15 protein-coding genes are annotated in these 21,984 nt (G+C 49.2%); 9 read left to right on the plus strand and 6 right to left on the minus strand.

Translation table 11 applies throughout. From position 1 onward, the window contains the following. Nucleotides 1-133: 133 nt before the first annotated feature. The 4 genes from hemE to D0C16_RS12870 form a co-directional block, all read right to left on the minus strand. Nucleotides 134-1,201 (minus strand): uroporphyrinogen decarboxylase, encoded by a 1,068-nt coding sequence (hemE, locus tag D0C16_RS12855; RefSeq protein ID WP_151032750.1) that lies wholly within the window; start codon nucleotides 1,199-1,201, stop codon nucleotides 134-136. Nucleotides 1,202-1,348: 147 nt separating this feature from the next. Further along, nucleotides 1,349-2,767, minus strand: a complete 1,419-nt coding sequence (locus tag D0C16_RS12860; protein WP_151032751.1) for an FAD-dependent oxidoreductase — start codon at nucleotides 2,765-2,767, stop codon at nucleotides 1,349-1,351. A gap of 12 nt (nucleotides 2,768-2,779) precedes the next feature. After that, complete coding sequence (gltB, locus tag D0C16_RS12865; protein WP_151032752.1) at nucleotides 2,780-7,231, minus strand: glutamate synthase large subunit; 4,452 nt, start codon at nucleotides 7,229-7,231, stop codon at nucleotides 2,780-2,782. Between the two features lie 245 nt (nucleotides 7,232-7,476). Beyond that, nucleotides 7,477-7,932, minus strand: a complete 456-nt coding sequence (locus tag D0C16_RS12870; protein ID WP_151032753.1) for a hypothetical protein — start codon at nucleotides 7,930-7,932, stop codon at nucleotides 7,477-7,479. A gap of 175 nt (nucleotides 7,933-8,107) precedes the next feature. On the opposite strand from D0C16_RS12870, the gene D0C16_RS12875 reads away from it, so the two are divergent. Next, nucleotides 8,108-9,268, plus strand: a complete 1,161-nt coding sequence (locus D0C16_RS12875) for a flagella assembly protein FlgT middle domain-containing protein (protein WP_151032754.1) — start codon at nucleotides 8,108-8,110, stop codon at nucleotides 9,266-9,268. A 42-nt stretch (nucleotides 9,269-9,310) separates the two neighbouring features. On the opposite strand, the gene D0C16_RS12880 is transcribed toward D0C16_RS12875, so the two are convergent. Then, complete coding sequence (locus D0C16_RS12880) at nucleotides 9,311-10,849, minus strand: tryptophan halogenase family protein (RefSeq protein ID WP_151032755.1); 1,539 nt, start codon at nucleotides 10,847-10,849, stop codon at nucleotides 9,311-9,313. Nucleotides 10,850-10,907: 58 nt separating this feature from the next. Then, entirely contained in the window at nucleotides 10,908-11,870 is a 963-nt protein-coding gene (locus D0C16_RS12885) for a hydrogen peroxide-inducible genes activator (protein ID WP_151032756.1), read from the minus strand. Nucleotides 11,871-12,291: 421 nt separating this feature from the next. On the opposite strand from D0C16_RS12885, the gene xdp1 reads away from it, so the two are divergent. The 8 genes from xdp1 to D0C16_RS12925 all read left to right on the plus strand — a co-directional run bounded on the left by xdp1 (nucleotide 12,292) and on the right by D0C16_RS12925 (nucleotide 21,921). After that, nucleotides 12,292-13,119, plus strand: a complete 828-nt coding sequence (gene xdp1 / locus D0C16_RS12890) for an exosortase-dependent surface protein XDP1 (RefSeq protein WP_225318663.1) — start codon at nucleotides 12,292-12,294, stop codon at nucleotides 13,117-13,119. 149 nt (nucleotides 13,120-13,268) lie between these two features. Continuing rightward, nucleotides 13,269-14,042, plus strand: a complete 774-nt coding sequence (locus D0C16_RS12895; RefSeq protein WP_151032758.1) for a ThuA domain-containing protein — start codon at nucleotides 13,269-13,271, stop codon at nucleotides 14,040-14,042. 34 nt (nucleotides 14,043-14,076) lie between these two features. Then, nucleotides 14,077-15,579 carry a phospholipid carrier-dependent glycosyltransferase gene (locus tag D0C16_RS12900; RefSeq protein WP_151032759.1) on the plus strand — a complete coding sequence of 501 codons (1,503 nt, stop codon included), beginning with the start codon at nucleotides 14,077-14,079 and terminating at the stop codon, nucleotides 15,577-15,579. A gap of 5 nt (nucleotides 15,580-15,584) precedes the next feature. Continuing rightward, nucleotides 15,585-16,148: a PA14 domain-containing protein gene (locus D0C16_RS12905; protein WP_151032760.1), complete on the plus strand. Its 564-nt coding sequence runs from the start codon at nucleotides 15,585-15,587 to the stop codon at nucleotides 16,146-16,148. A gap of 255 nt (nucleotides 16,149-16,403) precedes the next feature. Continuing rightward, nucleotides 16,404-17,768 carry a choice-of-anchor Q domain-containing protein gene (locus tag D0C16_RS12910; RefSeq protein ID WP_151032761.1) on the plus strand — a complete coding sequence of 455 codons (1,365 nt, stop codon included), beginning with the start codon at nucleotides 16,404-16,406 and terminating at the stop codon, nucleotides 17,766-17,768. Between the two features lie 35 nt (nucleotides 17,769-17,803). Continuing rightward, the gene (locus tag D0C16_RS12915) at nucleotides 17,804-19,162 is read left to right on the plus strand and encodes a CSLREA domain-containing protein (RefSeq protein WP_151032762.1); all 1,359 of its coding nucleotides are present in this window, start codon (nucleotides 17,804-17,806) and stop codon (nucleotides 19,160-19,162) included. Nucleotides 19,163-19,191: 29 nt separating this feature from the next. Then, nucleotides 19,192-20,544: a CSLREA domain-containing protein gene (locus D0C16_RS12920; protein WP_151032763.1), complete on the plus strand. Its 1,353-nt coding sequence runs from the start codon at nucleotides 19,192-19,194 to the stop codon at nucleotides 20,542-20,544. 39 nt (nucleotides 20,545-20,583) lie between these two features. Beyond that, the gene (locus tag D0C16_RS12925) at nucleotides 20,584-21,921 is read left to right on the plus strand and encodes a CSLREA domain-containing protein (RefSeq protein ID WP_151032764.1); all 1,338 of its coding nucleotides are present in this window, start codon (nucleotides 20,584-20,586) and stop codon (nucleotides 21,919-21,921) included. The last annotated feature ends 63 nt before the right edge of the window (nucleotides 21,922-21,984 follow it).

The raw sequence follows: 21,984 nt of genomic DNA on the forward strand, positions 1-21,984 counted from the left end.
GATTGCCTAAATAAACTTCCAAATCTTCCTAAAAAATTTTTGGATATGGCGCCGAGTTTAATCAAGATACACGCGCCACACCAGAGTTGCCGGATTAAAGGTAGCTAAATAAGCCTGCTTGGTGACAAAAAGATTACAGGTGGTGCTGTCCTGATAACTCATGCACTGCATTAATAAATGCGCCCGCATGTTCAGGATCGACTTCCGGGGTTATGCCATGGCCCAAGTTGAAGACATGACCAGACCCCTTTCCATAAGAGGCAAGAATACTGCCAACTTCCGCACGAATACGCTCGGGCGACGCGTAGAGGATGCCCGGATCCATATTGCCCTGCAACGCAACTTTATCACCAACGCGGGCGCGGGCATTGCCGATATCCGTGGTCCAATCCAAGCCCAGCGCAGTTGCACCGGTCGCTGCCATGGCTTCCAGCCATTGGCCGCCGCCTTTGGTAAACAGAATTACCGGCACTTCGCGACCTTCATTTTCGCGGATCAATCCGGCCACAATTTTCTGCATGTATTTCAGTGAGAACTCCTGGTACGCCGCATGGGACAGGGCACCGCCCCAGGTATCAAAAATCTGCACAGCCTGGGCGCCTGCCTTGATTTGGGCATTCAAGTAAACCGTTACCGAGTCAGCCAACACATCCAACAAACGATGCATCACTTGGGGTTGGTTATAGAGCATTTCCTTGGCGCGACGGAAATCGCGACTTGAGCCCCCTTCTATCATATAAGTTGCGAGAGTCCAGGGGCTGCCGGAAAAACCAATCAGCGGTACGCGTCCGTTTAATTCGCGACGGATGGTTTTTACTGCATTAACCACGTAAGGTAGATCTTGCTCTGGATTGATCACTCTCAAAGCACTCACATCGGCTTCGGTACGCACCGCTTTGTGAAACTTTGGACCTTCACCAGTTTCGAAATACAGCCCCAAACCCATCGCATCAGGTATGGTGAGAATGTCTGAGAATAGAATCGCCGCATCCAGACCCGGATAACGATCCAGCGGCTGCAGGGTGACCTCACAAGCGAGTTCCGGATTAGTGCACAACCCCATAAAGTCGCCCGCTTTCGCGCGCGATGCGCGGTATTCAGGCAAATAACGACCCGCCTGACGCATCATCCAAACAGGAGTAACATCTACCGGTTGCTTTAATAATGCACGGAGAAAACGGTCATTTTTAAGTTGGGTCATGCTCTTATCCTCAGGCCTTGGCCTTGCTTGCATTGTGCGGTAAAAACGGGAGTCAGATAAAACAAACCCCGCCATAGCGGGGTTTGTGCGGCGGCAGAGCCTAAGCTATTGCCACCAGGAAGGTCAATTCAATCGACGAGATGCTGATCAAACCTGGAGATAATCCAGAATACCTTGCGCAGCTTCGCGTCCTTCCCAGATGGCAGTAACTACCAGATCAGAACCGCGCACCATATCACCACCGGCGAACACTTTAGGATTGCTGGTCTGGAACTTGAACTGTTGCTGTTCAGGTGCAATCACGCCACCCCAATCATTGGTTTTTACACCATTGGTTTCGAACCAGGGTTGTGGGCTGGTGCGGAAACCGAAGGCAATCAGTACCACATCTGCGGGCAGGATTTCTTCGGAGCCAGGAACCACTACCGGGCTGCGACGGCCTTTTGCGTCTGGCTCACCCAATTGGGTAGTAACTACTTTCACGCCTTCCACTTTGCCGTTACCAACCACTTCGACTGGCTGACGGTTGTACAGGAATTGCACACCCTCTTCTTTGGCGTTGGCAACTTCGCGCTTGGAGCCGGGCATGTTTTCTTCGTCGCGACGGTAAGCACAGCTCACGCTGCTCGCGCCCTGGCGAATTGAGGTACGGTTACAGTCCATCGCGGTATCACCACCACCGAGGACTACCACTTTCTTGCCTTTAACACTGATGAAATCCGCCGGACTTTTTTCAAAACCGAGGTTGCGGTTCACGTTGGAAATCAGGAACGGCAACGCATCGTAAACGCCGGGCAGGTCCTCACCGGGGAAGCCGCCTTTCATATAGGTGTAAGTGCCCATACCCATGAATACTGCATCGTAATCGCGCAATAAATCTTCCATGGCGATGTCTTTGCCCACTTCAGTATTGAGGCGGAACTCCACACCCATTTCCTCGAAGATTTTACGACGACGGGTCATCACACTTTTTTCGAGTTTGAACTCAGGGATACCGAAGGTCAGCAAACCACCAATTTCAGGATACTTGTCAAACACTACTGGCTTAACGCCGTTGCGCACCAGTACGTCCGCACAACCAATACCCGCTGGGCCAGCACCGATAACGGCCACTTTCTTGTTAGTCCAAACTACTTTGGACATATCCGGCTTCCAGCCCATGGCGAACGCGGTATCAGTAATGTACTTTTCAGCGTTACCAATAGTCACCGCACCAAAGCCGTCGTTCAGCGTACAAGCACCTTCGCACAAACGATCCTGCGGGCATACACGGCCACACACTTCCGGCAGCGAGTTGGTTTGATGGCTCAACTCTGCAGCTTCAAAAATATTGCCTTCGGAAATCAGCTTCAGCCAGTTAGGGATGAAGTTGTGTACCGGGCATTTCCATTCACAATAAGGGTTACCGCACTCAAGACAGCGGTGCGATTGGCCTTCAACCTCTTCTTTGGCGAATGGCTGGTAGATTTCCACAAACTTGTGTCTGCGGGTTTCCAGGTCTTTCTTGGCGGGGTCTTTACGGCCCACGTCGAGAAACTGAAAGTCATTGCTTAAACGAGTCATGATAGGTTCCCCGCCTTATTCGCCGCGCTTGCGGAAACTGTTTAACAGGCCGCCGATAGCTGCCGCTTTGGGTTTAACCAGCCAGAACTTGCCGATGTAATCATCGAAGTTATCAAGCAAGTGCTGACCCCAAGCACTTTCGGTCTCTTGCGTAAACTCTTCGATCACCGTGCGCAAGTGGTGGCGATGCGCTTCCACTGCTTCAGTGTTAATGCGATGGATATCCACCAATTCATGGTTGTAACGATCCACGAAATCGTTGGCTTCGTCGAGCACGTAGGCGAAACCGCCAGTCATACCCGCGCCGAAGTTAACGCCGGTTTGTCCCAGTACAGTTACCACACCGCCGGTCATGTATTCACAGCAGTGATCGCCCGCACCTTCGACAACTACATGAGCACCAGAGTTACGCACACCGCAGCGCTCGCCCGCAGTACCTGCTGCAAACAATTTACCGCCAGTCGCACCATACAAACAGGTGTTACCCATGATGCTGGTTTTGTTGGACTTGAATTCAGACGTGCGCGGTGGACGAATCACCAGCTTACCGCCGGCCATGCCTTTACCGACATAGTCGTTCGCGTCACCTTCCAGGTACATTTCCAGGCCACCCGCATTCCAAACGCCGAAGCTTTGACCCGCGATACCAGTGAGCTTCAGCTTGATCGGCTTTTCATTCATGCCTTGGTTGCCATAACGCTTGGCGATCTCACCACTGATACGCGCACCGATGGAACGGTCGCAGTTGGTGATATGGAACTCAAACTCGCCACCGGCTTTAGCTTCAATAGTTGGCAACAGAACCTTTACCATCGCTTCGGCAGTTTCACCTTTATCGAAAGGCTCGTTCTTGCTCACTGCACACAGTTGTGGCTTGGTTGCCAAGTAATCATCGGTATAGATGATCGGGCTTAAATCGAGTTGTTGTTGCTTGCTGGTTTCACCTTCGAGGATTTTCAGCAAATCCACACGGCCAACCAACTCACCCAGACTACGCACGCCCAAACGCGCCATCCACTCACGGGTTTCTTCAGCAACAAACTTGAAGAAGTTCATCGCCATTTCAACAGTGCCGATGTAGTGGTCCTGACGCAGCTTGTCCTGCTGGGTAGCAACACCGGTCGCACAGTTGTTCAGGTGGCAAATACGCAGGTATTTACAGCCGAGTGCTACCATTGGGCCAGTACCAAAGCCGAAGCTTTCCGCGCCGAGCATCGCCGCTTTCACAACGTCCAGACCGGTTTTCAAACCACCGTCGGTTTGTACGCGAACTTTATCGCGCAGGTCGTTGGCACGCAGGGTTTGATGAGTCTCGGACAGCCCCAATTCCCATGGCGAACCTGCATATTTAATGGAGGTCAAGGGGCTCGCTGCCGTACCACCGTCATAACCGGAAATGGTGATCAGGTCAGCATAAGCTTTGGCTACACCGGCAGCGATAGTGCCTACACCTGGACGCGATACCAGCTTCACCGATACCAGCGCATCCGGATTAACTTGTTTCAAGTCATAAATCAGCTGCGCCAGATCTTCAATCGAATAGATATCGTGGTGCGGTGGTGGTGAAATCAGAGTCACGCCGGGAACCGAGTGACGCAGGCGCGCGATCAACGCATTCACTTTACCACCGGGTAATTGACCACCCTCACCCGGCTTAGCACCCTGGGCGACTTTAATTTGGAGCACTTCGGCGTTTACCAGATAAGCGGGCGTCACGCCGAAACGGCCAGACGCCACTTGCTTGATTTTGGAAGTCTTGATAGTGCCGTAACGCGCCGGATCTTCACCACCCTCGCCGGAGTTGGAGCGACCGCCCAACCGGTTCATGGCTTCAGCCAGGGCCTCATGCGCTTCAGGCGACAGAGCGCCGAGCGACATACCGGCCGAGTCGAAACGCTTGATCACGCTTTCGATCGGCTCAACTTCAGACAGTGGAACCGGCTTGCACGCATCTTCACGAATTGCGAGCAAGTCACGCAACATTGCTACCGGACGTTTGTTCACTATATCGGCATAGTTGCGCCACAAGGCATAGTTACCACTCTGTACAGCTTTCTGCAGGGTTTGCACTACATCCGGGTTGTACGCATGGTATTCAGAACCATGTACGTACTTGAGCAATCCGCCCTGGATAATCGGCTTGCGATCCAGCCAAGCAGTTTGGGCAATAATTTTCTGGTCCGCTTCCAGCTCTTCAAAACGCGCACCACCGATGCGGCTTGGAGTACTTTCAAAGCAAGTATTGATAACCTCTTGAGACAAACCAATAGCTTCGAACAGCTGAGCGCCGCGATATGAAGTAATGGTGGAAATACCCATTTTCGACAGGATTTTCAGCAAGCCTTTATCAATACCTTTGCGGTAGTTTTTGTAGGCAGAGTCCACATCGCTGAGCAACTCACCGGTCTCAATCAGATCGTTAAGAACGTGGTAACTCAGGTACGGATAAACAGCAGTCGCACCATAAGCAATCAAGGCCGCAACCTGATGTGGATCGCGCGCACTGGCGGTTTCAACAATCAGGTTCGAATCGCAACGCAACCCAACGTTGGTGAGATGCTGATGCACAGCCCCCACCGCCAAGAGCGCGTGGATTGGCAACTGACCTTTAGCGAAGCCAGCATCGCTCAACACCATCAGCACCTTGCCAGATTTAACAGCAGCAGCGACATCTTCGCAAAGCTTGCTCAACGCCGCTTTCAGGTTGGTGGTTTTCGGGTTGTAGTAGAGCGAGAACTTTTGCTGGTCGTAACCAGGACGCTTGAGCGCCATTAAGCCACGGAATTTTTCCGGCGACAGCACTGGCGAGCTGAGGATCACGCGATCCGCATGATCAGCTTGTTCTTCATAAACGGACAGCTCACGACCAAGGCAAGTCTCCAGCGACATAACAATCGCTTCACGCAAAGGGTCGATGGGCGGATTGGTTACCTGCGCAAATTGCTGACGGAAATAGTCGTACAGCGAACGCTGCTGACGTGAAAGCACAGCCATCGGGGTATCATCACCCATGGAACCAACAGCTTCCTGACCACCTTCAGCCAAAGGGCGCAACAATTGGTCGCGCTCTTCAAAGCTGACCTGGAACATTTTCATATTGGCTTTAAGCTCAATACCTTCCAGACCATTTTCTTTGGCGTCGGTGTTGAGGGTCGATTCAACGCGCAACGCACGCTCTTTCAACCATTGTTTGTAAGGTTTGCTCGACTTGAGCTGGTTGTCGATATCCTGAGTGTTGTGCAAAGTGCCGTTCAAGGTATCGATCGACATAATCTGGCCCGGGCCAAGGCGACCTTTGGCAACCACGTCCGCCGGATCATAGGCATACACGCCCACCTCCGAGGCCACGGTGATCATATCGTCTTTGGTGATAACCCAACGCGAGGGACGCAAGCCATTGCGATCAAGGGTACATACCGCATAGCGCCCATCGGTAATTACCAAGCCAGCAGGGCCATCCCAAGGCTCAATATGCATGGAGTTGTATTCATAGAACGCGCGCAGATCCGGATCCATGTTCTCCACGTTCTGCCATGCCGGCGGCACCAGCATGCGAATGGCGCGATGCAACTCCATACCACCAAGGGTAAGAATCTCCAGCATGTTGTCCAAACTGGACGAGTCAGAACCGGTACGGTTTACGAGCGGCTTGAGCTCTTGCAACTCAGGCAACAAAGGAGTGATGAATTTTGGTGTACGGGCAACAGACCAATTGCGGTTACCCACAATGGTGTTGATCTCGCCGTTGTGCGCCAACATACGGAACGGCTGGGCCAAAGGCCATACCGGCATGGTGTTGGTGGAGAAGCGCTGGTGGAATACGCAGATCGCAGTTTCCAGACGCTCGTCAGCCAGATCCGAGAAGAAGCGCGGCAAATCTACCGGCATCATCAAACCTTTATAAGAAAGGATTCCTGTACTCAGGCTCGCCACATAAAAGCTCTTATCGCCCGCCAAACGGATCTCAGCCTTACGGCGCGCAACAAATAGCTTGGAGTTGACCTGCTCAAGCGACAAGTCAGTATTGTTTACAAAAACATGATTAAACGTCGGCAGAGATTTCAGGGCGATAGGGCCCAAGCACTCTGGATCAGTTGGAATCAAACGCCAACCGGCAACAACCAAACCTTGCTTGGTCAGCTCTTCGGACAGAATTGCACGCTGAGACTCAGCAACCGCCGCATCGCGACTGAGCATGATGGAGCCTACGCCATATATAGCAGTCAGTTCTGCACCACAGGCTTCTTTAGCCACCGCGCGCAGGAAGCTGTCCGGTTTTTGAATCAGCAGACCGCAACCGTCACCGGTTTTACCGTCCGCGTTGATACCACCGCGATGGGTCATACAGGTCAGAGCTTCGATTGCTGTTTTGAGCAGACGATGGCTGGTTTTGCCCTTTAAATGGGCGATCAAACCAAAACCGCAGTTATCTTTGAACTCGTCTATCTGGTAGAGGCCAGTGGTCATAGGCTGATTCTCAACAAAAATCACTATCACAGGATGTGAGCTGCAAGTAAGGCGAAGCGTTGCTCATGCGAAAGCCGCGCCAAATCACATCCCAGACAAAAAAGCCCCTGGTATCCAGAGGCTAGGCAAATGGGCGCAGGATATTACCCGCTTGGAGGGGCATTAGCAAGACAAGCAGCGGTGAGCTAATTGTTGATTGAAGAGTCAATCGGGGGCAAAAACAGACGCAACCGCATAAAGCCTGATCACCTCTCCTTCCAGCGCTCAGGCCCCAGGGTTTGCTTCACGCCAAAAACCTTTTGATCCTCGGCCGTTGCACCATCTTTGCACTCACCGCGCACCCACAGGTGATAGCGCGATATGCTGCGATCCAATTCAAAGAACCCTTCACGACAGTATCCGGCGCGCTCCACAACAAAGGCGGTATTTTCCAGCAGTCGCTCATAAGTCCCGCGACCCACATCTACCCCGCCGCGTTCGAACTCGCGCCGGGGATCGCCCCCGCCGCGCTCAACCCGGATGTGACTGGGAATATGATCTTCTGGCCAGCGCAAACGATAAGTAAACATTTTGCTGGTGTTAGGCAATAGCTCCACCTCCAGCGTCTCCACCATTTCAGTCTCAACATAACTGCGCCCGCTGGTGCCGCACCCAACAACCATCAACACCACTAAAGGCATTAGAACAAAAATTTTCTTCATGCAGCTAATCCGCCTTATTAAAGCTCAATGGCCGTGCATTGCTGGTCACAGCCCTATCGATAAAACCCAACACCAATGGCGGAGAGGAATGACAAATTAAAGAAACCGCCGAAACAGCCGACAAAAAGGTATTACCTGTTTCCCGCACTATACCTGCTCACGACTGGAGCCTGCCATGGATTCACACTCATCAACATTGCAGATTGCAAGTAGGCGTTTCAACCACCTGCTGTTGACCCTGAGCATGGGATTCAGTTCATCGCTGATTAGTATTACCTGTATTGCTGGCCCATCTATTGGGCCGGATGATATTGCCTATAAACCAACACCCGCCCCTACCGAGTCCAGTACATCAAACAACGTTACCGTCGGCACTGCGGATCTGCCGGAAAACGACGCGCAATCAGTCGCACAGCCAACAGACGTCGCACCGAAGCCATCGACTCAATACCTGAGCGGCAACCTCTGCCCGGACCAAAGTGGCAACCACACCAACCTGCAAAAATCATTGGTCATCACTCGCTTTTTGCGCAACTCGCCCCACACCGCCAATGCGGGCAATTTGTTTGCCGCGGAAGCTGAAGTGCCCGGACTGATTCGCGCGCAGTTAAATGATAATTACCAAAGTATCAGCCCCGGGGTTTTGCTGACCGGTTTTGCCTCTGCAACGCTGAACGAAACCCAGCTGAAACAACAAGCACAAAAAGTTGCACGGCAAGCACGCACCCAATTTGTGCTGAGCGGCACTATTGAAGACATGAGCATGACGGCGCCCGACACCACGTACAACCCCAACCTTTATCGCCAGACCGCGAATGCATTTCACGACCTCACCCACATAAAAATGTTTGATAAACGCACCCGGGTTTTGAACCTTTCTGTGCAATTGCGCGATGGATTTACCGGGGAGTTGTTATTTAACAAACATTTTTCGACATCAGGTATTTGGAATACGCGCAAACCCATCGGGTTTGATTCGCCGGCTTTTTACAAAACACCTTATGGTAAAAAAGTAACAGCCCTGACTAAAAAAATCAGTAAGGAAGTCACTCAGGTTATCGATTGCCAGCCATTTATGGCCAGCGTTGACTCGCAACCAGGACAGGCACAGATTTTATTGCACGGCGGCGCAAACAATGGTTTGCATGCTGGCGATACACTAAGCCTGTACCAGGTTATAGTGGTTGGCTCCAACACCGAATATCAAACCAATGAAACGCGACTGGTTAAACGCGAAACGCGCCTGCACCTAAGCGAAGTTTATCCCTCACACAGTATTGCGCAGGTAGAAGGCGGCAGCTATTTGAATGGACACTATTTGGCAGTAGGCGAGTAGCCTGGCGGTGCGTGGGCAACTATTTTATTTGCCAGACAGATATTAGTTGCCGGATTTACGCCCCTGCGAATCAAGTTCAAGACCATAATGCTCAGCCAGATATTCGTCATGACTGGGCAAACTTTTAACCATATTAAAAATTGCCGAGCGCGCAAGCTTTAACGTCTCGCTAATTTGCTGGTAATCCAGATTATCTATTCGTGGATTATATTTTTGCGGGCGAATCCCCATCCCTTCAAACACCGATTGCCAGCTAGCCGCGCGAAATAACTCATCATTATCTTCACGCAAAATTCCATGCCCGCGAAACAATTCGATACGCTCTTGCAAGGAACTTGGCAGCTCCATGGTTTTGCACCAGCGCCAAAAGTCACTGTCCTCGCGCTCGGTCGCACAATAGTGCAACACAATAAAATCGCGCACCTCTTCATAGTCTGCCGCCATACGGCGATTATATTCGCGCTGCAAACTGCGCTCACACTCTGCATCAGGGAAAAAACGCAAAAAGAAATCCATGCCGCGCGCAATTAAATGAATGGCCGTGGATTCCAGAGGTTCAATAAAACCACCGGACAAACCCAACGCAAGGCAGTTATCTTTCCAGAACTCTTTGCGCCTTCCGGTATTAAAACTGATGACACGCGGATCATTAATGCGCGGTGCATCCAGATTTTTTAGCAAGATTGTTTTAGCTTCTGCATCAGTGCAAAAACGACTCGAATAAACATAGCCATGCCCCGTGCCATTGCGCAACGGAATCCGCCAGCCCCACCCGGATTTGCGCGCAGTTGCGGTGGTATAAGGCATGCGCGAACCGGCTTTTTCTGTTTTCACCACATATGCACGATCACACGGCAAATAGTGCGACCAATCTTCAAACGCAACTTCCATGGCTTTTTCTATCAGTAAGGCTTTAAAGCCTGAGCAATCAATAAAAAAATCCCCGTGGATTTTGCGCCCGCCGGCCAATTCAATGGCATCAATAAATCCATTCTCCTTGCGCAACACATTCACGCAATTGCCTTCACTTCGGACCACGCCGCGCGCTTCGGCGTAACGCCGCAAAAAAGCAGCCACCAATTTCGCATCCAGATGCACAGCATATCCTGCACCACCAATGGGCGTATTCATCGCCTGAGAGGGGAGAAAAAACTTTTCTTGCGCTGCCATGACGGCACAAGGTGAAAAATCTTGCAGGTCGTATGCATCACCCTCTTTGGTTGCTTTCAGCCAGCATTGATAAAAATCCTGCGAACCAATACGTTTGCCCAAAGCACCATAGGGATGAAAATAGGATTGGTTTTTTGCTCGCCAATCGACAAATTTAATACCTAGCTTGTAGCACGCCTGGGTTTCGCGAATAAATTCTTCTTCATCTATTCCCAAGCTGGTAACCAGGCGCACCACGGGAGGAATTGTTGATTCCCCCACGCCAATGGAACCAATATCATCAGACTCCACCAACTCAATTTCACAAGAGCCAAGTTTTAAATGCGCGGCAAGCATGGACGCAGCGATCCACCCCGAGGTTCCTCCACCGAGAATGACAATTTTTTTGAGGGGATTAATACTGGCCGTCATAAATCATTTTGCCCACACGCATTTAACATTATTCGCACGAAAACCACTCAACACCTAGCTAGCGAAACGACAACATAGTTTGCTCGCTTTCTTCCGGCTCGGTCGTAAAACTCCAATAGGCACCACTGCAAGTCTGTATCGCTTTGCGCAACACATCGATCGCCTTGTGACGAGGAAAGCTAGCCCTCCAGGCGAGTGCCAGGCGCCGCTGACCACCCGGAATCGCCAGCGGCCGCGCCACCAAACGATTGGCGAGACACAGACTGGCTTCCGCTGCCGAGCGCGGCAATATACTCAAGCCTAACCCGGCAGCCACCATATAGCGAAGTGTTTCCAGGCTGTTGCCCTCTGCACGCAGCACTACCTCACCACTTTGCAAAGCTGCACGCAAGGCCGGACACAACGCCAGCACCTGCTCACGCAAGCAATGCCCCTGCCCCATCAATAAAAGTTGCTGCGGCTGGATATCTGCAAGGGTAATTTCTGCTTTGTGCGCAAGACTGTGATTTCTGGGCATGATAAGCACCAGCGGCTCATCGAATAACTCCTGGGTGACAACGTCAGATTCACTGAACGGCAAAGAAACCAGAATCACATCCAGAACCCCGTCACGCAATTTTCTGCGCAAGTTTTCGGTGTAATCCTCCTGCACCAGCAACGGCATACCAGGAACCTGCTTTTGAAGATGGGGAATTAATTGCGGCAGTAAGTAAGGGCCCATCGTAAAAATCGTACCCAACGCCAGCGGGCTACCCAGTTGATCCTTTCCCGCCTCAGCCAGCGTCTTAATAGCCTCAGTTCCGGCTAATAGTGCTTTCGCTTGCCTCACAATACGTTCACCCATCACCGTAGGCTTTACGCCGGTTTTGGTGCGCTCAAATAACTCTACCCCCAACTCCTCTTCCAGCTTTTTTACCGCCACGCTCAAGGTAGGCTGACTTACGTGGCAGCGCTCGGCCGTGCGACCAAAGTGCTGCTCTTCAGCGAGAATAACCATGTAACGCAATTCTGTGAGAGTCATAAACGCACAAACAACCCGATAAAAAAGTCCGCAACCAGTGTGACCCGATCCCGGCAATAAGGCAAAAAAACAAGGTTAGCTGAGCACTATAACAATTGCCCAAGCCCCCTAAGCACTTTCCCTGCAGAGACTTGCTCTGATTGCAACCTGCCAGTTATCCATCCGGGAAAGCAAAGTCATTCCGAGCAAGCCATCCCATCAATGCCGAAGGCCATCAAAATCTATCAGTGACCTCTGAGGGGCGGCTTCACACGCCAGCATTTAGAGTCGACAAAGTTTACACCGGAAAACCAACACTCAAAAACATGAGAACTGCATCACACAAAAAACCAATAACTTACGCCATATGGCGCGAAAATTGCTAATTGTGCAAATACCAAACAACGATAACCCACTCAATCAACTTAATGGACTTAGCTCTATGCACTCACTAAAACTCGCTCTCGCAGGGCTTGCGATTGCTTTTGGATTTATTAGCACCGCGAATGCGACGCCAATAACGTTCAATCTTACTTCCCCGGACTCTCGCAGCGGTATTTACAGCAGCACCTATGCGATGCAATACAACTACGAAGAAGAAGATCTTGGCTTGGCAGTTACCGGCTGGTCTTACGGTATTAAAACCACCACCACAAAAACCTGTAAGAAATACGACCGTAAAGGCGCGTGTAAAGAGTGGAAAACTACCACTACCACTAGCTTGAACGAAGCGATTGAGCAGGACTATGTTGGCAAATGGGATGGTTTAGGCGTTGAAAAAACCGACACTCCCAACCACGCGGTTGACAATGAGGCGGGCGACTACGATATGCACCTGCTCTCTTTCGATGAAATGGTGAAACTGACTGCTCTTGATATCGGCTGGTATCAAACAGATACCGACATATCTATTCTTGCGTTTAACGGTACCAGCTTCGACAACAGCTCATTACTGGGAAAAAAATGGCAGGATTTGATTGGCAACGGTTGGCAATTGGTGGGCAACTATTACAACGTCGATAACGGCCCAAATAACGGCGCTGTCAATGCAGGTGGCATAACATCTCAATACTGGTTGGTTGGCGCCTACAACAGCAACTTTGGCAATGCGTTTACTGGTCCAAACGTCGACAAATCCAAAGGCAACGACTACTACAAACTCAAAGGGGTGGTTGTTGAGCGCCCGGTCAAGATTCCTGAGCCAGGTACAGCACTCTTATTAGCGATGGGGTTGCTCGGGCTGACACTTGCTCGCCGCCGCACCATCTAGTTCACATCGCCAGAACAGCAGATTAAAAAAGGGCACCTCGGGTGCCTTTTTTATTGCCTATAAATCTGAATCGCTTATGATGGCGCCGGTTTTATAAAAATAAAAAGAAGACAGGGACAACAATAACAACATACTCGCGAGGTAAAGTTATGCTTAAACGATTCGCCCTATCCCTTGTACTATCCAGCAGTTTCCTACTCGCAAGCCTAAGCGCCAGCGCCCAACAGTTCAACGTTTTACTGTTTACCAAAACCAATGGCTGGCACCATGAAGCCATCAACGAAGGTGTAGACGCGGTGCGCAAACTGGCGGTGCGCCACCACTTTGCGGTGGATTGGCACGAAGACGCCAGTATTTTTAACGATGAAAAATTAAAAAAATATCAGGCCGTCATCTTCCTGATGACAACCGGCGATATTCTCAACGATGAACAGCAAGCCGCCATGGAGCGCTTTATTCGCTCCGGCAAAGGCTTCGTGGGCGTGCACAGCGCCTCCGATACTGAATACGACTGGGATTGGTACACCAAAATGGTAGGCCGCACGTTCCATATTCATCCGGAAATCCAAACTGCCGAACTGGAAGTACTCAACCAGAAATTCCCCGGCGTTGAGCGCATGCCAGAACGTTTTTTATGGACCGATGAATGGTACGAATTCGGTGCAGAACGCATTAAGGGTTTGAATTACATTTTGGCAGTTGATGAGCAAACCTTTAATCCAACAGTAGATTGGGGAACCAAAAAAGGACAAGGGATGGGCAAGTTCCACCCCATTGCCTGGTATCACAACTACGATGGCGGTCGCGCCTTCTATACCGCACTGGGCCATTTACCCGCAACCTACAGCGATAAAATGTTCCTGGAACATATTTATGGCGGGCTTTATTGGGCCGCTACTGGTAAAGGCATTCGCAAAAAATAACCCCTGACAAAAACCTACATTTAATAACAAGATTATGAAAACATTCTTTAAGACCTACGCGCGATTTATTTATCCAATCGTCATTTTGCTGGTCTCATACAGCATTTATTTTCCCTACTACGGCACACCTCAGGCGATGTTTTGGGACGAAAACTACCACGTGCCCAATGCGCAAAAACACATCGATGGCATGATGTATATGGAGCCTCATCCGCCGCTCGGCAAAATGCTGATGGCCGTTGGTGAAGTTTTATTTGGCGATAATGAGGGCATTAACAAGCAGGCACTGTTAGAAACGGATTATTTAACTGGCGATGCAGCACCACCCACGATGACCTACAAAGGATATCGCTGGCCGTCGGTGGTAATGATGGCCTTTTCGGTAGTGTTTTTTTACGGAATTATCAACTGTATCACCCAACGGATGTGGCTTGCTGCCGCGTTTACGTCGTTGGTAATTTTCGATAACGCGTTGGTGATTCATTCTCGCGCTGCACACCTCGATGGTATTCAACTATTTTTTGTTCTCGGTGCCGTGTACTTTTTTGTCCGCGCAGCAACTCAATTTATTCATTACCAGCGCGCCGTACGCTTATCAGACTACGTTATCATTGGTATATGGATTGGCTTGGGAATAATGGTCAAAGTTACCGCCGCCATTTTACTGTTGCTGTTTGCGATGCTTTATATTGTTGAACAATGGCCACAAATTAAAATTTGGGATTGGCGCGCACTACTAAAACGCTTGGTAACAACTGTGCCTTCTGCGGTAATCCCCGTTGTGTTGTGCATACTGGCAGTATTTTATATACACATAGGTATGGGCACTAAAGTGGTAGCCAACAAAACCTATAAAGCATCGCCGGAGTATTTAAATCAAATCCGAATGGGAGACACCTGGTCATTTAAGACCTTTCAGTTGGGCTTACGTGATAACTGGAAATACATGAGTGAATACGCAGACGGGGTGCCACGCCTGGATGTGTGTAAACCGGACGAAAACGGCAGCTACGCGCTGGGCTGGCCACTGAGCAAAAAAACTATCAGTTACCGTTGGGACAGAAACGTGGAAGACGGTAAGGTAATTGTTAAATACAAATACCTAATTGGTAATCCGATTGTGTGGTTCTCTGTGGTGGGCGGATTAATTTTGTCTATCGGATTAATCATCAGCCGCTACGTATACAACAACCCAGTGAAGGATGAAAAACTCTTTTATTGGATTTGCGCCTTCACTGGACTCTATCTCGCCTATATGGTGACCATCCTGCAAATTGAGCGGGTGATGTACCTCTACCACTATTTTATTGCGCTGATTTTCGGAGCGATAAATCTCTCGCTGATTTACACCTATATTTATCGCGATGAAGTTATTGCCAATAACAAACACACAATTATCAATACAGTCCTATTTGCAGCGCTGGTGATTGCAATTTTTGCTTTCTTCTCGCCGTTCACTTACAGCTTCGGCCTAACCGAAGATCAATTTGAAATGCGCAACTGGTTCGATTTCTGGAAACTGCAGGTGGTGAGATAATAATTATGAACATTCAATCCTACTTAACTAAAAACTGGCTGTTCTCATTTGCACTCCTATTTGTGAGCCTGCTTATCGTCTACCGAATCGTTCCCGTCACTGTGGACCACGTTGTTAAACTGGTAATCAGTAAAAATCGCGTGAGTATCGCCAATATTTACCAGCAACGCGATATAGAAAACACCAGCGAAGTCTGGGTGGACGTATTGGACCTGGAACATAAAAGCCGGTTCGGTCACCCCAAGCTGGGAAATGTAGCCAATTATTCAGATGATTTTTTTGTCGATGTTGACCATAAAATCACCGTGAAAAATTCGGACACCTATCGCTTTATGGTAGGCAGTGATGACGGTTTTTCCTTGAGCATTGATGGCAAACTTATTTGTGAACACCTTGGCGATCGCCCTTTCAGCGTACAGCCTTGCCTGATCCACCTTGCAGAAGGAGAGCACCAAGTACATGTCTCCTATTTCCAGGGGTACGGCAATTCCGGCTTCACTGTCGAGTATGCGCGCGGCGATGAAAAGCCGCGCTGGTTTGGAGAGGATTCAAATAGCGTAAAATTCTAAACGCTGATTCGTTCCCGCCAACAACGCCTGCTTTTGCAGGCGTTTTGTTTTTATAGGTATTAAGCTTTTAGCGCCATATTGAACCGTACCTCACTACTATAGGAACAGGCCCGCACTGTCTCTGCGTCAAGCTTCAAACTTTCGCAATTCCATCTTCATCCGCGATTCACAATTCACAACCCTTGCCCATACTAAAGCGGCTTTCGCTTTGCCACGGTCACTTGTGCAACCCAAGCGCAACATTTAAGGGAAGTAATGATGAAAACTTTGCTCGCCAACCGCGTCTTTGTCAAAACGATTTCGCAATGCCTGCCACGGCTATTATCAGCATTATTACTCTGTGCCACATCACCTGCCATTGCCAAAACAATCCATGTCACTAAAAAAATAGATTCGCAAGATGGTATTTGCGATAGCGATTGCTCACTGCGCGAAGCAATTAATTACGTAAATAGCCATAAAGACCTTAGCCATAGCATTATTTTAGATACCGGAATTTACCAGATATCGCTGATCACACCCCGTGATAGCGAAGAAAATGAAGCCGGCGTGGAAGATGACAACCAAAATGGCGATATAGATATCTGGGGTAAAGTGACAATTTATGGATCAACACAAGGGCAAACTACTATCGATGCGCAACAACTGGATCGGCATTTCACAGTGGCATTCGGTGCCGATGTTACGTTAAAAAATCTTCGTTTGGTCAACGGCATGACCCAGATGCAGGGTGGCTCCATTATGAATCTCTCCACGCTGAACATCGTGGATTGCCAATTTTCCGATAACACTGCCGAAGCTTTATTCAACGATGCCACGGGTGGTGCCATCAACAACCAACAACGACTCACGATAAAACGCACAGAGTTTACTGACAACCTAGCCATTGCACACAACCATTTAAAAGCTATCGGCGGCGCATTGCATAACGCAGGTTATCTCTCTATGCGCGATAGCAGTTTTCGTCGTAACAAAACAGTATCCGCTGTAGATGAAAGTTACGGCGGCGCGCTGCACAATCAATATAACGCTGATATAGCGCGATCTTTGTTTACTGAAAACCGTACCGAAACCGGTGGGATGGCGATTTACAACTCGCGCAATTTAACAGTCGCCAACAGCACTATTAGTGGCAACCAGGGAGATGGCAATTCCACCAACGGCGCAGTGCACAATATCGGCAAGCTCTCACTCATTCACACCAGCATTGTAAGCAACACCCTTGGTAGTGGCTTTTATAATCTGGGTGACGGCGCTATTCGCAATAGCATTATCCTCAACAATAGCAGTGACACTTCCGTACACAACGCCAGCAATTGCATAAATAACAATAACCAATTAATTACGCGCGGCCTGTTATTAGGTAGCGGCAATAATTTGTGCGCTGGCGAATTGCATATTCAAGATTCGGAAATCTACTCACGCGTACTTGCACCTTTGGCGGCAAATAATGCCGCGCTGGAAACACACGCACTTCTGCGACTGAGCCCCGCAGTAGATGCGGGTATTGGTTCTTGCAGTACTTTTGACCAACGCCGGCAACCCCGACCTATTGATGGCGACCACAACAGCGTTGCGAATTGCGACCTGGGGGCATACGAACGTCAAGCCAACGATTAAATGCTTTCCATTTCATAAACTTAAAGGAGTTAAACATGCGCACTGCGATATTTTTTTCTCGTCATTTGCTGACCAGTTGCTGCGCTGTATTTGCAATCTGCGCCAGTACAGACACACTCGCAGCACAATTTGTCGTAACCAAAACAACCGATTCGTTTGATGGCACTTGCGACACTGACTGTTCACTGCGCGAAGCAGTGCACGCAGCCAATCAAATACCCGGTGAACATAACATTAAACTCGAACCACTGACGTATGTTTACTCTATTCCCGCACCACGCGATGAAGAAGGAATAACTTTTGAAGAGGATGATATAAGCATCGGCGATATTGAAGTGCGTCAGTCAATCACTATCACAGGCTCCAAAACCGGTTCAACCGTCATCAATGCCAACTTCAAAGATCGACACTTCTCTGTAACTAACAACGCAACGCTATCTTTGAGGAACGTTGCGCTCACCGGTGGACGTTGCTCCACGTTCGGAGGCGCGATATTGAATCGCGGCTCGCTGTATCTTCAGCAGGTTGTCATGGACCGCAATTTTGCGAGCGCGTGGATGGGCGGCGGCGGCGGCGCCATTGCAAATTTTAATGAAATGGAAATTCGACGCAGTAGCTTTAGTCGCAATGTAGCGTCATTTGGTGATTCAGGATCAGCGATGGGTGGTGCAATTTTTAATTCGGGTAAGGCATATATACGCGATAGCGCATTTCGCCAGAACCGCGCAACAACGGATGACGTCACCAGTCAGGGTGGCGCGATTTACAATGATGGCATCGCCGATATAGGCCGATCAATTTTTATAAAAAATGCGGCGGCGGGGGGAGGTATGGCACTTTACAATCGGGGCCAGATGTCGGTCAGCAACGCCACAGTAAGTGATAGCACCGGTGAAGATATCTATTATTTCGGCGCAGTACAAAATACGACATCAGGCACACTGACTCTCATACACACGTCCATTCTTGGTAGCATTTTTGGTTCAGGCCTACTGAATTATGGCGCGGTCAGCATTCGCAACAGTATTATCATCGACAATAAATACAGTAGTGAATTTAGCACTGAATATGAGGACTATAAAAACTGCGTCAACTACGCTCCTTCATCGCTTTTCAAAACTAAAGGTCTCTTACTTGGCAACGGCAACACCAAATGCACCGGTGAAATACACGCAGACGACTCCACAGCTTACAGCGAAATAGTCGCGCCCTTGGCGCAAAATAATTATGAGTTAGAGTCCTATGCGTTATTACCTAATAGCCCGGCAATAGATGCTGCAGTGGGCTCGTGCAGCTTGCATGACCAGCGTTGGCTGCCACGACCAATCGATGGCAACGCAGATGGTATCGCCGCGTGTGACTTAGGCCCAATTGAAATGCAGATGGCAGAGTAAATAAGCAAACAATAGATAAGGACCTCAGAATGAAAACTTCCATTAAGCTTATTTTTCTCAACCTAACGATTTCACTACTACCACTTTATTTATACAGCGGCAGTGCGTTCGCCGACACAATTCGGGTCACCAAAACTACGGACTCGTTCGACGGAAGATGCAATACAGATTGCTCACTCAGGGAAGCTATATGGCAGGCCAATAGAACACCCGGTGCGCATTACATTATTCTGGACGAAGGTGAATACCAACTGACATTGCCGCCACCCTATAACATCAACGGCGAGCAACTGCCTGAAGATGAAGCACGCAATGGCGATCTGGATATTAAAGGACAAATATTTATTAAAGGCACAGACACAGGCACAACAGTGATCAATGCCACCCAGCTCGATCGCCACTTCACCGCATTACCCAAAGCCACTGTTACACTGAAAAATTTAACCCTTATTAATGGAAAAAACGCCAATCAAGGCGGTTCCATTATGAACCTGGCAACGCTGGTTATTGAGCACTGCATATTTAAAAACAACAGTGTCGATTCAGCACTCTACCGAGTCGATGGTGGTGCCATCGCCAACTATGCGAACGCCCGCATTCAGCGCAGTGAGTTTATCAACAACTCAGTGAATTCCACCAACGCCAAAGATTCAACAGGCGGTGCAATTTATAACAGTGGTAACTTGCTGGTGCGCGACACAGTCTTTCGGGCCAACCAGGCGATCTCTGCTCCACTTTACGGTCACGGAGGAGCGATAAGCAGCACCAACAAGGCCGATATTGCCCGCTCGATATTTATCGGAAATAAAACGACTGGCGGCGGCATGGCGATTTTTTCTATGTACGACATGAAATTGAGCAATATCACCGTTAGCGATAACTCGGGCAACAACCCCTATCGCATGGGCGCGCTGGAATCCATCGGAAAAATATCCATCATCAATAGCACTATAGTGAACAATCACGGCGGGGCCGGCGTGCAGACAACGAGCGAGACACTTATTCGCAACAGCATTATTTTAAATAACTATGATACCCCAACCCCGGCGAGTAGCAGCCCTGCACCAAATAACTGTGATCACCTGGGCGCAAGCAATAAATTAACTACGCGCGGCTTACTACTCGGAGAAGGCAATACCGAATGCACTGGTGAGATCTATGTGGAGGACGAAAATACTTTCACCCAGGTGCTCTCCCCTTTAGCAAAAAATAATTATCACATGGAAACACACGCACTGCGACCAAACAGCCCCGCCATTGATGCAGGAATAGGTTCATGCAGCGCCCATGATCAACGCTGGCAACCAAGACCTGTCGATGGGAATGCCGATGGTGTTCCCGGTTGTGATCTAGGTTCGTTCGAATACCAAACCAGCGATTGACTTTTCCCTAGTCACAACCACCAAGCAAAGGAATCGACAATGCAATTTCGAAAAAATAATATTAATTTATTTTCCACCACACTTTCCGCCGCATTTACCACACTAATCGCTGCTGCATCCCTGGATAGTGCAGCAACGGAATTTATTGTTACTAAAACAATCGATTCATTTGACGGAATTTGCGACAGTGACTGTTCATTGCGCGAAGCAATCGAAACGGCAAACCAAAACAGTGGCAACCATTTTATTAAACTTTCGTCGGGAACTTATGAATTAACCATTCCGTCTCCCAGCGAAGCAGATGACGATATTGATTTGGATACCAGCAACAGCATTGGCGATTTGGATATACGCAATGACATCACCATTACCGGAAAAAAAGATGGATCCACTGTTATCAATGCCGGTGAACTAAGCAGGCATTTTACTGTTTATCAAAATAGCAGTTTGACGCTGAAGCATCTGCAATTAATTAATGGTTTTACTTCATTCCATGGCGGGTCCATTTCAAATAGCGGCTCAGTGAAAATTGAAAATTGCCTATTGAAAAATAATCTTGCCATATCTTATTGGCATAGAAACTACGGCGGCGCCATTGCCAACTGGGGCACACTAACAATACAGCGCACCGAATTTATCAATAACACCACTGCCGCTGGGCCTGGTGAATATGACTATGCTTTCGGTGGCGCTATTTATAATTTCAAAACCATGACGATCCGTGACTCTGCATTCCGCAGTAATCGCGCTACAACCGATGGACCCTATGGTTTGGGTGGTGCTATTTATAACCATGGAATCACCGATGTCGGTCGGTCAGTTTTTATTGGCAATAGTACCAAAGATGGAGGCATGGCAATTTACAACGCAGGCACCGCAAATCTAAGCAATATTACTATTAGCAAAAATCGCACAGAAAGCTCTGGCTTGGCTGGCGCATTGCAAAATGAGGAAACACTTACGCTGATTAACAGCAGCATAGTCGACAACAACCCCGGAGCAGGACTCTACAGCTTCAGCGACACACAAATACGTAACAGCATTATCCTCAATAATAATGGTGATACACCCATCAATTGTTACAACCAATATACATTTTATCCATTTAAGACACGCGGCCTGCTATTAGGCGGTGGCAATACGCAATGCGAGGGAGATATTTACGTTGCTGATAGCGAAACTTTTACGCGCGTGTTGGCGCCACTTGCACAAAACAATTATCACCTTGAAAGCCACGCACTATTGCCAAACAGCCCAGCAATAGACGCAGGTATTGGCTCTTGCAGTGCACACGACCAACGCTGGCAACCGCGCCCCGTTGATGGCAATAGCGATGGCGTTGCCCTGTGTGATCTGGGGGCATTTGAATTGCAATAACACACTAAAGATGTTCACCGCCTAACACAGTTTTCAGTAATCACACAATCAGTAAGGGAGCCA

The organism is Cellvibrio sp. KY-GH-1 (assembly GCF_008806975.1).
Taxonomy (GTDB): Bacteria; Pseudomonadota; Gammaproteobacteria; order Pseudomonadales; family Cellvibrionaceae; genus Cellvibrio.